General features: G+C 62.7%; 7 protein-coding genes and 1 pseudogene. 2 read left to right on the top strand and 6 right to left on the bottom strand.

Going from position 1 to position 16,163, the window contains the following annotated elements; all coding sequences use genetic code 11:
* Positions 1–140: 140 nt before the first annotated feature.
* Positions 141–1,277 carry a hypothetical protein gene (locus J2W20_RS18985; protein ID WP_307008701.1) on the top strand — a complete coding sequence of 379 codons (1,137 nt, stop codon included), beginning with the start codon at positions 141–143 and terminating at the stop codon, positions 1,275–1,277.
* Between the two features lie 452 nt (positions 1,278–1,729).
* Here J2W20_RS18985 and J2W20_RS18980 read toward each other — a convergent pair whose 3' ends face one another.
* From J2W20_RS18980 to J2W20_RS19240, 6 genes are all read right to left on the bottom strand, one after another.
* Entirely contained in the window at positions 1,730–6,079 is a 4,350-nt protein-coding gene (locus J2W20_RS18980; protein WP_307008700.1) for an outer membrane protein assembly factor BamB family protein, read from the bottom strand.
* 101 nt (positions 6,080–6,180) lie between these two features.
* On the bottom strand, positions 6,181–9,720 hold the full coding sequence (locus J2W20_RS18975; RefSeq protein ID WP_307008698.1) for a PQQ-dependent sugar dehydrogenase: 3,540 nt from the start codon (positions 9,718–9,720) through the stop codon (positions 6,181–6,183).
* Positions 9,721–9,946: 226 nt separating this feature from the next.
* Positions 9,947–11,446 carry a glycosyltransferase gene (locus tag J2W20_RS18970; protein ID WP_307008697.1) on the bottom strand — a complete coding sequence of 500 codons (1,500 nt, stop codon included), beginning with the start codon at positions 11,444–11,446 and terminating at the stop codon, positions 9,947–9,949.
* A complete protein-coding gene (locus J2W20_RS18965) occupies positions 11,443–13,008 on the bottom strand; it encodes an ArnT family glycosyltransferase (RefSeq protein WP_307008695.1) in 1,566 nt (521 codons plus the stop codon). The genes J2W20_RS18970 and J2W20_RS18965 overlap by 4 nt, the downstream gene beginning before the upstream one ends.
* On the bottom strand, positions 13,008–13,733 hold the full coding sequence (locus J2W20_RS18960) for a glycosyltransferase family 2 protein (protein ID WP_307008693.1): 726 nt from the start codon (positions 13,731–13,733) through the stop codon (positions 13,008–13,010). Before J2W20_RS18960 ends, J2W20_RS18965 begins: the two co-directional genes overlap by 1 nt.
* Positions 13,684–14,124, bottom strand: coding sequence for a GtrA family protein (locus tag J2W20_RS19240; RefSeq protein WP_373458057.1), 441 nt, complete (start codon positions 14,122–14,124; stop codon positions 13,684–13,686). The genes J2W20_RS18960 and J2W20_RS19240 overlap by 50 nt, the downstream gene beginning before the upstream one ends.
* A 1,402-nt stretch (positions 14,125–15,526) precedes the next feature.
* Here J2W20_RS19240 and J2W20_RS18955 point away from each other — a divergent pair.
* Positions 15,527–16,072, top strand: a pseudogene (locus J2W20_RS18955) (integrase core domain-containing protein); the annotation flags it as partial.
* Positions 16,073–16,163: the final 91 nt, after the last annotated feature.

Here is a 16,163-nt window from a genome sequence, read left to right as displayed (position 1 = left end):
GCGCTCGACCTCCCGCAACCGCTGCTGGCTGGCTTCGCGATCACCTCCCATCTGCAGGGCACTAGCTCCGCCGTCACACTGGACACCGTGGCCGTAGGGACAACCTCGGTGCCGCCGCCGGGGCCCTGAGGTGAGACCGGATGCGCCGTATTGCCCTCCTGTGGTGGACTGCCATCGCCTTTCTGATACTTGCAACAGGAAAAGCTGACAGCCCACCGACAAGCCCGTTCGTCGAAGTCTGTGGCATGAGTCTTTGCATCCATGGGCATGCGTTCACCATCCACGGCGGTACCGCATATAACCAGTACGGTGATCCGGCCGCGGAGGTGACTCTTGCGAAGCAAGCCGGGCTGAACGTCCTTGAAATCGTGGAATATGAGACACATCACCACCAGCTTTCCGACGCCATGTCAGAAGCCACGTGGACACGCGTCGATAACTTCATCGCGGTCGCCAAGGCGAGCGGCCTGCTGGTGATCCTTAATTTCAGCAGCTACGGCCAGTCGCTGCAGGCCTCAGGCATCAAACCGACCACCACCGATTGGCGGCCCTTTCTGTCCTTCGTCACCAACCGCATCAATACCGTGACCGGAATCAAATACTCCGCGGAACCTGCGATCGCCATGTACGAACTCCTAGGTGAGATCGATGCTCCGAACTACCATAATGAGACTCGCGGGTCGACGGCGGAGACGACCGCTTTCTTTCATCGCACCCTCGCGCAGTTGAAAGCGCTCGACCCAAACCATCTCGCGTCTACCGGGGGCCTGTCATACATCAACGACCCTAATAGCGGAATCGACTGGCAGAAGATCATGGCCGATCAGAACAATGACCTCTGCGACGTCGAGATCAACTCCCGTCCTGACCGCGACATCAGCGTCCCCAACGTCTCCACCTACTGCAAAGGCATCGGCAGACCGTGGTTCCTTTCCGCGTGGAGTGCGTGCCAGAGCGCGAAGACCGGTCCACATGACATCAACCACTGGCCTGGCGGGGACCAGGACATGGCGACTCACGCCGCCGACATGTACCAAGTCGAACGCAACGCCAACCCCTCTCCACCGGCGCCGGCCGTAGCCGCTGTCGGCAGCGACTTCTGGAACCTCGCTGCTAGCGGCACCTGCGGGCTCGGACCGCGTTACCCGCAGACCTTCGCAGTTCTCAAGCGATACGCGGTGAAACCAGGTTCAACCGATTTCGGCACCCCGAGAATGAGCGTGGGAGCTCGGGGGACCATGGCCAGCGGTTCTCTGCCTGTCGATCGCATCAAGTGAACGCACCGGGAGCCGACCCAGTGGCTTGGCGCGTGCACGTCTTCGGTCTGCGCTGCGCAAGCCGCCATCGGAGGCGTCACCGTCGCGCAGCCGTGCCAAGCGAAACGCTGTCCATGGCCACGGTGCTGAGTGCACCGTGTTGTGGGGGCTGACGATGAGCTTCCAGTTCACCGCCTCGGCCGAGGTGTAGGCGGTGTAGGTGCAGGGGGGGGGGCGGGCGGGAACGGCTCCGCCGAGGAACCCCCGCTCGGGGAACCGGGGTCGACACCGGGTCGCGAGCGTTGATCTCCTTGTCCTCGGCGTAGCCGACAAGACCACCAGGCGGGCTGCCGATGACACCTCTGCCGCTTCGTGGCGGCTCAGATCAGCGACGGTCGTTCCCGTCATCGCAGCAGTAGCGGCAGCGTGGCTAACAGGCGGAGTGGCCGGGGCTATCGAACTGCGCCCCTTTTTCACGGCGTTGTCGTCACTGAGTCCATTCCAACGGTGGAGATCGCCCCCGTATTGTGTGAGGTAACAGCGAATCCGCGCAGCAAGGCGCCGGAAAGGTTCGCCACCGAAACAGCCGACCCCGGCACAGGATTCCAAGTGGTGCCGTCGGCGGACGTGGCAGCCGTGAACGTGCTGCCGGTCCTCGTCAGTTTCAGGTACACGGGGGCCGTTCCCGCTGTCAGGACCTGACTCGAGGTCGCACCCTGGGCGGTTCGCCACTGCACTGCGATCCCATTGCCCGGGGTCAGGAAGACCGCGAAGTATGGCGATCCGGGATCGGTGCTGGCGCGCATCATGAGGCCGGCCTTGGCCCACGCACTGGTGTTCGTCTGTGACGTCACCCGGGCCGTTATCGACCCATCGCCGGCCAGTGACTGCCAAACGTAGTGGAAGGCGTCCGCCGTACCCCAGATGTCGTTCCCGCCACCCTGGAGGGTCCACGCGTCACCCGAGAGGTCCTGCCCACCGGCAGGTGTTGCCGTGCCGATATCGGCGCACTGCCAGGAACTGGGACACCCCCCGGGTGGGACGAGTTCGCCGACGGTAACGCCGACCGAGTCCAGAGTGACGGCTGAACCCGTGCCCTGATTGTGCGATGTGATGGCGAATCCGGCGAGCAACGGTCCGGTCAGGTTCACATTGACGGTCGAACCCTGAATAGCGGTCCACGTGCTGCCGTCTGGCGACGTGTAGGCCGTGTAGTAGGAAGCAGGGTTGCTCCCAGTCGTGGTATATCGCCCGATCTTTAGGTAGGTCGGTACCGTGCCTGGTGTCAGGAGCTGGCCACTGCTCCCGCCCTGGCTCGTGCGCCACTGCACCGCGACTCCATTGCCCGGGGTCACGAAGACGCCATAGTACGGTGAGCCCGCGTCCGTCGTGGCTCGCACCATGGGACCTGCCTTGGCCCACGCGCTGGTGTTCTGCTGGGAGAGGACGTGCGCGGTTACAGTCCCATCGGCACTGAGGGTCTGCGAGACGAAGTGGAACGAGTCGGCGGTCCCCCAGATGTCTCCGCCGCCACCGAGTTCGCTCCAGGTGCCGGCGCTGAGCTGGTCCTGGCCAGGAGGCACGGCACCCCCGATGTCGGTGCAACTCCAGGCTGAAGGGCAGATGTTCGGTGGGGGATTCGACCCGGCCAGCTCCGCGACGTTGTCGATGGTCGCCACCGAGGACAGGTTGGAACTGTTGGCGTCGCTGGCGATGCCTGCGACCAGCGGCCCGGGCAGGTTGAGAGTGGTCGTCGAGCCGGGCGCGAAGGTGAAGTTGACGCCGTCGGTCGACGTGAAGGCGCTGTAGTAGACAACGTTGTGGACGGTGTCGGTGTATCGCGACGCCAGCACCCACAGTGGTGCCGTCGTGGCCGGAGACACCGGAAGGACGTCCTCGGTGACCTGGGCCGCCGTCGTTGGTCGCCATTGAACGACGACGCCGTTTTGGGGGGTGACGAAGACGCCGTAGTAGGGCGCTTGGGGATCAGTGCCGGAGCGGATCATCACGCCTGATCTCATCCAGCCGGTGCCGCCTGTCTGGGACACGACCCGGGCGCTGATGGTCCCGTCGCCGTTGGCCGAGTTGGCCGGGTCGTTCGGGAAGTTCTCATAGGCGAAGCGGAAGGTGTCGTAGACCCCGAAGATGGTGCCTTGGGCCTGCATTGTCCAAGTGCCATTGAGATAGATCTGGTTGCCCGGGTGAATCCCGGTCCCGATGTCGCCGCAGGTGAAGCCCTGGGGGCAGATCCCGGGGGGTGGGGTGTTCGCTGGGCTGATGGCAACATTGTTGAAGACTGCCGGTGTCGTGGCGTTGGCGGCCCCGGCAGCGGCAGCCAGACCGGCCAGGTACGAGTCCGAGCCGAAGTCGATGGCCACGGTCGAGCCGAGCACCGGGGTCCAGGTGGCCCCGTCGGGTGACGTCATGGCAGAGAAGAACGTCGCTGGGGGGTTGAATCTGGTGTCCTGAAAGCGGACGACCTGCAGGTATGCCGGCGAGGTCGTGCCGGTCAGCGGGACGGTCTGGGAGGTCTTGATTCCGTCATAGACACGCCACTGAATCGTGGCGCTTCCGCCCGGGTTGAGGAAGACGCTGTACATCGGCGAGGTGGTGCTGGTGGTGGCCCGCATCATGAGTCCGTCCTGGGCCTTGGCGGACGCCCCGGACTGGGTGACCACTTGGGCGCTGATGGACTGGTTGCCAGAAACCGGCTGGTAGACGTAATGCATCGAGTCCGAGGATCCACCAAAGCCAGAACCAACACCGGTCAGGGTGTACGAGCCACCCGACACAGTGGTGTCACCGGCAGGGTTCGGGTTGCCTATATCCCCGCAGGTCCACTGGGCCGGGCAGGGGTCCGCGGGGGGCTGGGGACTCATCGCCGTGGTGGCTGCAGCGCCGACGGCGACGTTGGCGAAGGTCGCAGTCCCGTAGTTCGCCGACGATCCAGAGTCGACGGCAAGCCCCTGCAGGGTCGTCGTCGGCAGGTCGACGGTGGCTGAGGCACCTGCAATCAACTGGTAGTTGCTGCCGTCAGTGGAGATGCCGGCGCTGAACTGGTTGCGGGTGCGTTGGATCATGACTGAGACGGGCAGCGTCGGTGAGGCAATTTTTCTCAAGAGAACCGGGTTCTTGGCGAACGCTGACCGGTACCAGACCTGCAGGTCCGGGGGACTGTCGTTGGGATAGGCGAGCACAGCGAAGAATGGTGATCCCACATCGACGCTCTGGCGGACCATGATCCCCGCTTGCTGAGCCTGACCGGGCTGAGCAGTTTGCGAAACGATCTGGGTGCTCGTCTGGGCATCGCCGGTGACCGGCTTCGAGAGGAATCTGAACTGGTCGCCGGTGCCTTTGATACCGGATCCGCTTGCCGTCACCGTCAACGCTCCACCGGTGGTCTGTTCGCTCCCGCGAAGTGGCTTGTGGATGTCCTGGCAGGTGAAACCGGCGGGGCAATTGGGATCGGTCGGCGGCGCCGCAGGTGCCGCGCCCAGTCCGAAGGCGTACAGTTTGCCGTCCAACGCGCCCACGTAAAATTGGCTCTGGGCTACGGAGACGCCGCCGTAGACGGTTGCCGGCAGCACGTAGGAGTACAGCAGGGCGCCATTAGACGCGTTGACAACCTCGAAGGTCGATCCCTCGACCTGACCGATCATCCCGTTGACGTAGGCCGGAGATCCCAGGATCGCCTGATCAGTCTGGCGTACCCACAGAGTATTACCGGATCCCGGGTCGAAGGCCGTGATAGAGCCACCGGCGCCGCCGCCGTTGACCACGTTGTTCCCGCCGGCGAAGTACAGCACGCCGTTCGCGAAGATCCCTGACGCGATAGTGCCATTGCCACACGTCGGGCAGGCTCCGCCAATGGCGACCTGCCGTTTCCAGATCGGGCCGGCCGCCAGATTGTTGCGGTTGAAGGTGTACAGGATGCCGTTCTTGTTCGCGACCGCAAGGAGCTGGTCACCGCTTGCGTCGGTGGTGAGCGTCGGCGTCGTGCCCCAGTCAGAGTCGATGACGGCCGCTTCGAAGGGGAGCTGCCAGGAGCTCTTGTAAGCGAGGGTGGTGGCGTCAAGGGCCACGATGGCCTGCGACTGGGTCTGAGTGTAGTTGTTCAGGGTGCCCGAGGACACGAACACGGTGTTGGTCGCTGCGTCGTACGTCGGGGACGTCCAAATACCCCCGCCGAGCTGCCCACTGGGCACGAAGTTATAGTCGGCCGTCACCTGGTTGGAGGTGAGATCAATCTTCATCAGGTGGCCCTGCACGAGCGGGTTGTCGCAGTTGCTGGCCACGCCGACGTAGGCGGAGCCATTGGCGATGACCGGGCTCGACCAGTTGTAGTGAGCGCCCGTCTGGCTGTTGTCGCCGGTGTAGACCTTCCACAACACGGCACCGGTGGTGGCGTTGAGGGCGTACCAGTAGGAATCGCCGCCGCCGACATAGACGACGCCGTTGACGACGGCGGCCGAGGAGGTGACGCCAATGGTCGACGGATGGCACGCGGCGTCATTGGTGATACCGATGGACGTCTTCCAGATCACCGACCCATCGACGGTGCTGACGGCGTACTCGTAGCCGTCCCACGACCCGAAGTAGGCGGTCGTACCTACTACGGCCGCCTCCGAGGCGATGGGCCCGCCGGTCGCCGAGGTCCAGTTCAGCTTCAAGAGCGATGCGTTGGCGACGCTCAGGTTCGGGTCAGTCGTCGCCGCGGTTCGCGAGGCGCTTTGCAGGTACGTCGGCCAGTCCTGGTACGTTGCCGCCACAGCCGGCGCCGAGGCGGTCGCAAAGCCGGCGAGCGTGCTCGCGATCAGCGCCACGGCGGCGGCGAATGCGGCCTGTCGCCGCCGCAGCCGGGCGCCGTCCGGGTGCCATGTCGCCCTGTGCCGCCGGACGTGTGCCCGTCGTTTCATAATCATGTCTAAGCTCCCGGGGTGTAGCTGACGTTGTCGAAGGTCGCCGTGCCGAGGGCGCTAGTGTTGTGCGAGCATTCGAAGAGGCCGAAGGTTGCGGGGTCGTTGATCGTGATCGCTTTCGACACGACCTGAGTCCAGGTGGAGCCGTCGCCGGATACATAGGCGGTGAAAACTCCCGCCGATCTGGTGAGCTTCATCCACACGTTGGGGAAGGTATACGTGCCGCCGCCGACGGAGGAGTTGAAGTTGTACTGGACCTTGATGCCCCCTCCCGGAGCAACGGAGATCATGAAATACGACGATCCCGCGGTCGTCGATTGCTTGAACATGACGCCAGCCTTCGCATTCGAGCTCGTGTTCGTCTGCGAAGTGACGCGGGCGATGAGCGTGCCGTTGCCAGTTACCGGCTGGTACACATAGTTGAACTGGTCGTACGTTCCGTAGATGTCGGCTCCCGCCCCGTTTACAGTGAACACGCCGTTGGAGTAACTCGCCGAGCCGGCGATGGCTGGGGAGCCCACGTCGCTATCTAGCCACGCCGAAGGCAGGGCGCCGGGGGGTGGTGGTGGCGTTGCCCCGGTTATTTGGACGTTGTCGAAGGCCGCCGTGCTGTATTGGCCGATGTTGTGCGACGTCGCAAACAGCCCGACGGTGACGGGGCCGCTCATGCTGACCGTGGCGATGCCGATCTGGGTCCAGGTCACCCCGTCGGAACTCAGCCACGACGTGAAGGTGTCGCCGGCCCTCTGCAGCTTCAGCCACTTGTTCGGGTTGCTGAATCCGGCCGGATAGGTCTTCGGTGTGGCTGAGTGCGAGCCCGAGTACTGCATTCGCGCGCCGTACCCCATGGCCGGTGTGACCGGTGGAAGCGGGCTGAGGCAGCCGCCAGCATCGCAGCCCACACCGTTGACGCTCGGGGTATTCGGGCTCACATCGGGCGTGACGAGCGCGTCCACGAACGCGGCTCCGGCGGTCGGCGACTGCTTGATCATCACTCCCGCCTTCGCCCACGGGCTGGAGTTGGACTGGTATCGAACTCGGGCGACGATCGTCGCGTCACCAGTGAGGGTCTGGTAGACGTAGTGGAATTGGTCGTTCGAGCCGTAGACATCGGCTCCCGCACCGTCTAGGTAGAACGTCTGGTTGCCAGCCGAATCTGTCGTGCTGTCTGCTGCTCCCGCCATCAGCGGAGCGCCCACATCGACGCTCTGCCATGACGACGGCAGCGCGGCGGAAACGGCGGCATAGTTAGCGGTATAAGTCGCACCGGACGCAGAAGACGTGATCGTGTCGGTCAGCGCGGCGCCATCGGTCCAGCCCGTGAACCTGTATCGGGTGCCGCCGGCGGTCTGCACGAGAGGCATGCCCGCCAGGACGTGCTTGACGCCGACTACGTCCTGGCTGCTGTAGGGACCCGTCTGCCACTTGCCGTCCACGGCGTATCCCGCGCCCGCGATGTTCGCGCTGGCCGACAAGGTTGTGAGGTTGGGGTGGAGGTCTTTGGTCACGACTGTCTGAATCCCGAGCGAGTCCGTCACTGTCAGAGTGATCCGGTAGAAGGTCGACGGAGTCTGGGACGTGTCCGTGGGGATCTGGAAGCTACCGGACGTAATGCCGCTGGTCGGGCCGTAGAACGGGTGGGCCACGTCAGCGGTGTAAGAAGGCTTCGCCACGCCGTTGGCGTAGAAATCGACCTTCCAGGTGTAGTCGTAGCCAGGCAGGGTGCCGTCGGCCGCATCGCTTGCCGCCCCGTTGAATGACACGGTGTCCCCTGCGTTGTATGCGTCGGGCGCGCTGATCGACGCCCTTGGTGGCGTGTGCCCGACCACGACCTGGGACGTGGTCACGCCGGTCTGCGAACCGTTGCTCACCGTGAGGGTCACGGTATAGGTCCCGTTGTTGGCGTAGCTGTGCGAGGGGCTCGCGGCCGTCGAAGGGGCCGAGCCGTCACCGAAGTCCCAGGAGTAGCTGAGCGGCAGGCCGTAAGGGTCGCTGGATCCGGTGCCGGAAAATTGCACTTGCAGCGGCGCAGCCCCCGCGTTCGGGGTCGCAGTGACCGAGGCGGTGGGCGGGAACGGGCCGGCAGCCGAGATCTTGGTGAAGGTCCCCTCGAAAACGCTTACGAAGTAGAGACTGCCGTCCGGGCCCTCCTTGAGGTCGGCGATGGTTCCGGCCGCGCTGTCGAAGACGGTGTTGGATGTCTCGGTCTGGTAGGTAGGGTCGAATGCCACGGCCTCGATGTCTCGGCGGCCGTAGTCACCGAAGAACACTACGTGGTCGTACGGCTGGGGAAACGCCGACCCTGTGTAAGCCGCGATCGCCGAGGCGGCGCCGTCTTCCTCGTAGTGGCCGTAGGCATACGTCGGGTTGATGGCACCGCAGCTCCCGCAGTCGCCCTCGTAGAAGTCCCACCCATAGTTGCCGCCCGGCTGGATCGTGTTCAGCTCTTCCCAGTAGCTCGACCCTGTGTCCTCGGTCATGGCCTTGCCGTTCGGCAGGAACGTAAAACGGAACGGATTGCGCAAGCCGTACGCATAGATGGCTTTGACCGCGTTGGGCACGTTCACGAATGGGTTGTCGGCTGGGATGGTGCCGTCGCGATTAAATCGCAGCATCTTGCCGTAAATGTTGGTCAGCGTCTGGGCGTTGCTGATGGCCGGCACGTTGTCGCCCACGCTCCACCACAGCTTGCCATCGGGGCCAATCTTCAGGTCGTTGCCGGGGTGATGCGGATTCTGCGTCTGGTTGCCGCGGTAGTAAACCGCCTCGCTGGACGGATTGATGGTGTCGTTGACGACGGTAAAGCGGGACAGCTGGGCGAAGGGCTGGACCGTTCCCGCGCTGTTCGTGGTCGACACGGTGTAGGACACGTACAGGTAGCCGTTGGTGGTGAAGTTCGGGTCGAACGCAAGCCCGAGCAACCCGGACTCACCGTTGCTGTCGACGTTGGGCAGCTGGACCACCGGGTTGGCGAGCACGGCGCCGTTGCGGTAGATCAGGATGGTGCCGCCTTGCTCCCCGATATAGATGTCACCGTTGGGGGCGAAGGCCAACGCGACCGGCTTGCTGAGCCCATGGGCGAGCTGGGTCTGCGCGAAGCCGGGCGGCAGGTTCTGGCTGACGGTGGTGCTTGTGGTCGCAGATGTGCTGAACTGCGTCGAGGACTCGGTGCCGGTCACCGTGGCGGTATCTGACAGCAGCGTCCCCGCTGCGGCCGTCACCTGCGCCGAGATCGTCACAGCCCACACCTGACCGGCCGCGAGACTTGCCGCGGTGCAGGTCACCTGGCCGGTGTTGAAGGCACAACTACCCAAGTTGGTGCTCATGGGTGGGGCGCCCCCGTTGCCACCGGCAACACCGGTGAGGGTATCGGTGATCGTGGCAGCGGATGCGGCGGAACCCCCTGTGTTCACGACCGTGATGGTGTAGGCGATCGACTGGCCGGTCGCCACCGGGTTGGGGTTCGACGTTACGGTGATGGACACCGCTCCGGCGGCCGACGCCGGCAGGGCAAGACCGCTCAGGAGTGCCAGCACCAGCGCCATACACGCTCCGATGGCACCCCAAACGTCACGGCGACGCCACGCCGCCGCCCTCTTTTGCATCGCATGCTTACCCACCGCACCCACCGTCCAATCGAGCCGGAATCCCGGCAATTACAAATCGGATATTCTCTTGAGAAGTGCCGTCCGGACGGCGGCATGACGCTCATCCCAGGGATCCATTTCCCCGGCCGCCTTCAGTCGCGTGAGCCGTATGCGGTCGTGACGTTCAGTCGTACGGTCCCTGGAGGGCCGGCTTAGGGACAGGGTCCATCCCCGCTCCACTGATTTCGATGTGTTGGCTTTTTTCCTTGCCCAGATCGTGCCCGTGCGGCGTCTTGTTCCATTTATGACGAGTCGACGGACGAGCCAGCTCCCATAAAACACCGTAAGCAGACCAACTCGTGAAGGCCCACCACACGGGAGTGAGCAGCAGATATTTAACGCTCCCGTAGCCGCCCCGGTTCACACAGGCTCCAACGAGCTGGTAGAAGAAGAGCAGGTTGCCGACGACCATCAGCAGTGTTCCAATCAGCGGTATTGGGAACATGCTTTCGATCAAAGTCGATCTAGTCGTGGCGTAGACGATTGTCAGGCCCCAGAAAAGCGGATTGAGTAACAGACTGACCGGTGTGCCCAACATTAGGAGGTTGTAGCAGAACCATCGCCGGAAGCCCATCTGACGGGCGGTCCGGTATGGCTGCCGCGTGTAGACGAGGCCGGTCTGCAGAAAGCCCTTCAGCCACCGTCGCCGCTGCCGATTCGCGACACCTGGGCGGGCGGTGGCTTCCTCCCGCGTGACGGAATCGATCATGGCGATTCGGTATCCCTGAGCGGCCATCGCGCCGGCCAGTTCCGCATCCTCGGTTACGTTCCAGGGGTCCCAGCCGCCAATGCCTTCGGCCCCGGATGGGAGTACGGCGTGGCTCAATGCGGTCCTGCGCAGAGCTTCGGTCCGAAAGTGGTTGGAGGTTCCTCCCAACGGCGGCACGAGGCCTAGCTTGGACAATCCTGGAAGGACGCGTTCGAAGTGAATTACGTATTCACTCCAATAGAACCGGGTGATCCAGGACGAGTCCTCATTCCAGAAGAAGAGCCGCGCCTGAACGCAGGCAAGTTCGCGCCCAGACGCCCGAAATGCCGCGACAGCTTTGAGGAGTTGATCGTGATCGGGCCTGTCTTCCGCATCATAGATGACCGTGTGGACACCTGTGGCGCGAGCCAGCCCCACGTTCAGTGCCTTGGGCTTGCCTTTCGGCGCCAGATCGGGGATGACAACGGTCGTGCACCAGTCCGGGAGGCCAAGACGGATGGCTTCTGCACGGGTCTCTGTGTCGTCCTCCTCAAGAAGGAGCAGTACCTGCAGGCGCTCCTTGGGGTAGCTCAGCCCCGCTATGGAGCGGACGAGGCTACCGAGCATGTTTGCTTCCTTGTAGAGGGGGATGAGCACCGTGTAGGTGGGAAGGTCCGGATCATCAACACTCACGGGATCGATGGCCGGCGGAACATACCGGCGGGAAGCTACATGCAGCGCAAGCTTCAGTCCCACGAACAGAAAGTAGAACAGCAGTCCCGCGGACGCTAGGACGGTGGCAACCTGTATCGGCCATGCGACCAGGCAGACGGGGATCGGAATGCCAATAACAAGAATAAGGATGATCTGTCCCCGGCTGAACAAGACGCGCGCGGTCTTCCTTGAAGGGGGGGTACCCTGTGGACTGTTTTTCACGCTCTCTCCTTGTAAATGGAGTAGGCATCGTTTGTATAGGCCAGTTCGTAACCGTGAAGCAGTGGGCTACCGTGAAGGTCCTGATAAACTTCGTCTTTGGACCGCATGACGATCCACTGAATGTTGCTGGCCGCGGGGTCGTTCAGGGCGGGTTGCCATGTCCGGTAGCTTCCCTCATATATGGTTTTGCTGGGCGGAACCTGAGTCTTGAAAAGCAGCATTTCATTTCCGAATGACTGCACCAGAACCTTCCCAGTTCTGTAATGAGCCCGCAGGAAACTGCTCGCTTCATCCACAGACTGCCGTTGCGAGTTTTGGGACATTCGGGTGGCCTCGGAAAGCGTCACGATGTTATTTGAAGTCAAGTCGTCAACTGAGACTAGAACCGCCACGGAAAGGCACAGTGGCGCGATAAGAGTAGTCGCCGTGGTGCGCCCGGGGAAAGAACTAGCTAGGCATCCGATAAAGATTGCTGCGGGCAATATAATGAGCAGTCCGAAACGGACGTTGTAATTGTCTCCATTCAACTGCTCGATGTGGAGGGGGCGCTGTCCCTGCTCGAGGGCAATCACAAAGAAGGGAACCATGGCCAGAAGCGACAGCGATGGAAGCGTCGGGAGTGAAAATCGGTTTTTTGCTACTACTACGAGGAAACCAAACAGCGCCATCAAGCACATTATCCACGACAGGTTGGCAACCACGGCCAAAGAGTACGTCTGCAAGGAGTGCCAGCCGTCTCCGATATTCGGGTCCCCCGAGTCCACCCAGAGGGACGGCTTGGCATAGCGGCCATTCTCAAAATCAAAGGCGTTGCCGAAAATGATCAGATTCCAACCGAGCCACGCAGCGATGCCGAGGCCGCCCACATAGACGAAGGCAAGAGTGAGGCCTTCAAGGCGGATGTAACTGTAGCCTTTGCGCCAGGCCGAAAAAATTACGAGGGCGACCAGAACTCCGAAGAGCACCCACGCTTCATAACGCGTCAGGGTTCCAAGCAGTCCGGCAACGCCGGCACCGATGAGGTAACGGTGATGGTCGGTCTGGATCCAGCGTTGCACGCCGTAAACCATGCCGGCCATGCAGGCGAACAGCGGCAATTCGGTCATCGGCGTGCTCTGCATATACAACACATTCGGGTTAGCTGCGAACACCGCCGCCGAAACGGCTCCTCCAAGCTTGTTTCCCGTGAGGGTCCCAGTGATCTTATATAACAGGAGAGCAGTAACCACAAAGGCCGTCATCGAGGGGATGCTTCCCGCAATGCCGCTGTAATACAGACTATCCACCCAGACAAATGGAAGAGCCAGCACATGCGGGAGAGGAAGCCATACACTGCCCAGCTGGGCGATGCCCGGGGTAGCGCCGTCAACCACACGCCGCGCGATCTCCAAGTGTGACACGGCATCGCTGTACGCAAGAGTCGCATCTCTGCCGTAGAAGTAGGCAAACGCCGCGACCGACAACACTGTCGCCAGGGCGATCAGCCAGCGTTGTGTGCGGTCCGGCGAGCTGCTTGGGCGGACAATCTCGGCTTGCTGAGGCTGAACGCTAGGCGTTGTCATCAGGCGCCTTTCCTAAGGGCCTGTCGCACGTGCACGAGGCCCTTGAGAGATTCCCATACCACGTGCGGGGCTGCGCCCGAGGCAGTGCCGTGGCGGCGCAGATAGTGCGGCACGCCCACTTGGACGATTTTTTGTCCGGCCTGGCGAGCGAGTATCAATATTTCAGGTGAGATAGTGGCATGCTGACCGGTGAGCAGCGGGGCAAGCTGCAGGAGAGCGTCGCGATGGAATATCTTGAGGCCGCAGTCGACGTCGATGGCCTCGTGCCCGAGGAGAGCACTGGACAGGACGCTCCAGGCCTTTCCCATGATGCGGCGCTGGAGGCGGTCCGCTCGGGCCAGACGATAACCGATCGCTATGTCGCTTCCAGAAGCAACGGCGCTATCTTTGAGTTTTCCAATGTCGGCTGGCATAAACTGGCCGTCAGCATCACAGAAACCGATCCAGTCGTGTCCCGTCTTGAGGCCTTCATGGAATCCAGTGCGCAATGCCGACCCATAGCCTTCATTGCTAGCATGACGTACGTATAGAAAGCAGTCCGAATATTCGCGTTTTAGGGTTTCCAGTACTTGGTGGCTGTGGTCGGTGCTGCCGTCGTCGACAACTATGACGGTGAAAGGTTCGTCGCGCTCTCTCAAGTATGTAACTGCTTGATGGACGACAAGAGGAAGGTTCTCAGCCTCGTTCCATGCGGGCATAAACAGTGCTGTCCCCGTCTTTGCCATGGCGACTCCTTTGAGATCGAAATACGAGAAAGTGGTTGAATAGAAAGGTGCAGCATGTGCTGACTACTGTGGCGAAGACGGCAATAAGCTCCATTCGAGCTCGTAGGAGAATATGAAGAGCGGCGAAGGCGGCGGAGTTTATAAATGTTGCGCCGACGGCAACGAGGCAGTAGCTGAACCATTTTGCCGCTAAGTGCCAGCCGCTTTGACGTTTGGAATCGCCCCAGGTGAAGAGGTAACTTAGGGTGAAATTCAGCTGAGCAGAGGTAATAAATCCGATTGCATTTGCGGCTAGCACGGGAAGGAACGGCTCGGTCAATTTCATGACGGCCAGTTGCAGACAGAGGCATAGCATTCCCACGGCGCCGAAACGCGCAATTCTCCGAACCATCACTTCACCGTCCGCCTTCGAGGATGAGCCGGCATGCACAGAGAGCGCGCTTCACGCTTCATTTGGCACGGCCAGCATCAGGTGCCACGGGCGCTGTGTTTCTCAGTCGGCTTTTTTGAGGCGAGGCTGGTGTTGGCGCGATAGCTTGGCCAGCGCCGGCAGCCAGTTCAGGCTGGCCAAATCGTGACCTGGGGATATTCGATCGGTGCGTTTTTCTAGGCGCTTTAGGCCGTCGTAAAGTAAAAGGGTGCCGGCAGTGGGATTCCGGGGTGGACGCGGTGTAGACCAAAGCAGACGTTATTGCTTCCAAACAAGGGCCGATGTGAACGCCCCGGCCACCGATGCACGCGAGCCCCACCCGGGCACCTAGCCCGCGATGAGCGTCCGGCCACACGACGGGGCCGCCGGTCGCAGTCTTGCCTTCGACGTCTGCTGTCAGGTGGTTCCGGACCATGCTCGCCTCCATCACCGTGGCACTTGCGGCGCGGCTGCGCCGGGATTCATACGGTTCACGATCGGGGAGAATGGGGACAATGCGACCAGAAGGAAACAGGTCCTTCCCGCCGCAAAATCGGGTAAGACGTCTGCGGGGCGCGCCTGCCGCCCGAGTACGGCCCCGCGAGGAGAGGCAAGTAGTGCTGGGCGAGCTACCTGCCGACCTGGGTACCGACTACTGTCATTTCCCGAGGCTCCCGGGCGGCCCCGAAATCACTAGCAAACCGCGGTCCGGCGCACGGCCGCGCCGACGGCTCCGCGCGGGCTTGGGCCGTCGGGCCGCTCGAGGCGCCTGTCCACAAGTGTTTCCGCCCGCGGTTCGCGCCCAGCAGGTGGTACTTCTGGGTACTCGGTCGGCCGCTTCCGGGGCTCGCGAGAAGTGTGCACTTGAGGCCCCTCTGGAAGCGGGTGCCTGGCGCGGGGGACCCTGTCCCTCTGCAACGCTGTACATGGACTAATGAGGTGCGGTATTCGCAGCCGGCGAATACCGCCTCCGTAATTTCCAGGAAGCGGGTATTTGCTGAAGGGAAGCGAGCGTCATGCCGTGCATTCCTGCATTCAAGGAAAACCACCAACCCAAGAAGGATCAGGGGTGCCCTGGCGGCGACCGTTGTTGGAGCGTCTCTCGTTTCAGGAGCTATGAGCCTGGAGTTGCGGCGAGCCGCCGAGCATGGGCTCCAAACGCTGAACGAGCCCGGGCAGAATTAGGATGCGGCCGGTCAGGCGATCTACGCGAACGGCTGCCGGCGCCTGCGCCGACGTCGACCGTAACGCCAACCGTGACACCGACCTAAACACCCGCGACACCCTTCACGACGCCCGCACCGGATCGGATGACCCCGGTGCTGAGACCCGACAAACTCGCCGTCTCGTCGTGAAGGACAGCCGGATCTCGGCTCCTGCGCCGCCGGACGGCGGCGGATGGCGCGTCCATGGCCGTGGGTCTACGCAGGACCGCAAGGCAGATGCCGCCCGTGACCGGGCCGCCCGGGCCGGAGCCGCCGGATCACGCGGCTACCGTTACCTGCACCATGCGATCGATGACCACTCCCGTGTCGCGTACTCGGAGATCCTCGACGACGAGCGCAAAGAGATCGCCGCGGCCTTCTGGACCCGTGCGAATGCCTTCTTCGCCACGCTCGGCGTCACTGTGACGGCGGTGATGACAGACAACGGTTCCTGCTACCGCTCATACGCATTCGCGAACGCCCTGGGCGATATCGAGCACAAGCGAACCAAGCCCTACCGGCCGCAGACCAACGGCAAGGTAGAACGCTTCAACCGCACCCTGGCCACCGAATGGGCATACGCCGCCGCCTGTGACAGCGAACAAGCGCGAGAGGCGGCCTACCAGGACTGGATCCACCACCACAATCACCACAGACCCCACACCGGCATCGGCGGCCAAGTCCCCTCAGCCCGCGTTCACAACCTCACGGGGAAGTACACCTGATATGGAGTAGTCCGCTGTCAAGTGGGCATGGCGAGGCGCCGCCGGGAAGGTGATCCCGGCGGCGCCTCGTGGCTTCCTGGCTCCGTTTTCC

The organism is Sinomonas atrocyanea (assembly GCF_030812675.1).
In the GTDB taxonomy this organism is placed as follows: domain Bacteria; phylum Actinomycetota; class Actinomycetes; order Actinomycetales; family Micrococcaceae; genus Sinomonas; species Sinomonas atrocyanea_B.
The sequence above is the reverse complement of the archived record's forward strand: the minus strand, read 5'-3'. Positions and strand labels throughout refer to the sequence as shown.

Excerpts from the sequence above, each read along its gene's own strand:
- J2W20_RS18975 (WP_307008698.1), bottom strand. The coding sequence starts at position 9,720 with ATGGCGCTGGTGCTGGCACTCCTGAGCGGTCTTGCCCTGCCGGCGTCG.
- J2W20_RS18965 (WP_307008695.1), bottom strand. The coding sequence starts at position 13,008 with ATGACAACGCCTAGCGTTCAGCCTCAGCAAGCCGAGATTGTCCGCCCA.
- J2W20_RS18960 (WP_307008693.1), bottom strand. The coding sequence starts at position 13,733 with ATGGCAAAGACGGGGACAGCACTGTTTATGCCCGCATGGAACGAGGCT.
- J2W20_RS18985 (WP_307008701.1), top strand. The coding sequence starts at position 141 with ATGCGCCGTATTGCCCTCCTGTGGTGGACTGCCATCGCCTTTCTGATA.
- J2W20_RS19240 (WP_373458057.1), bottom strand. The coding sequence starts at position 14,124 with ATGGTTCGGAGAATTGCGCGTTTCGGCGCCGTGGGAATGCTATGCCTC.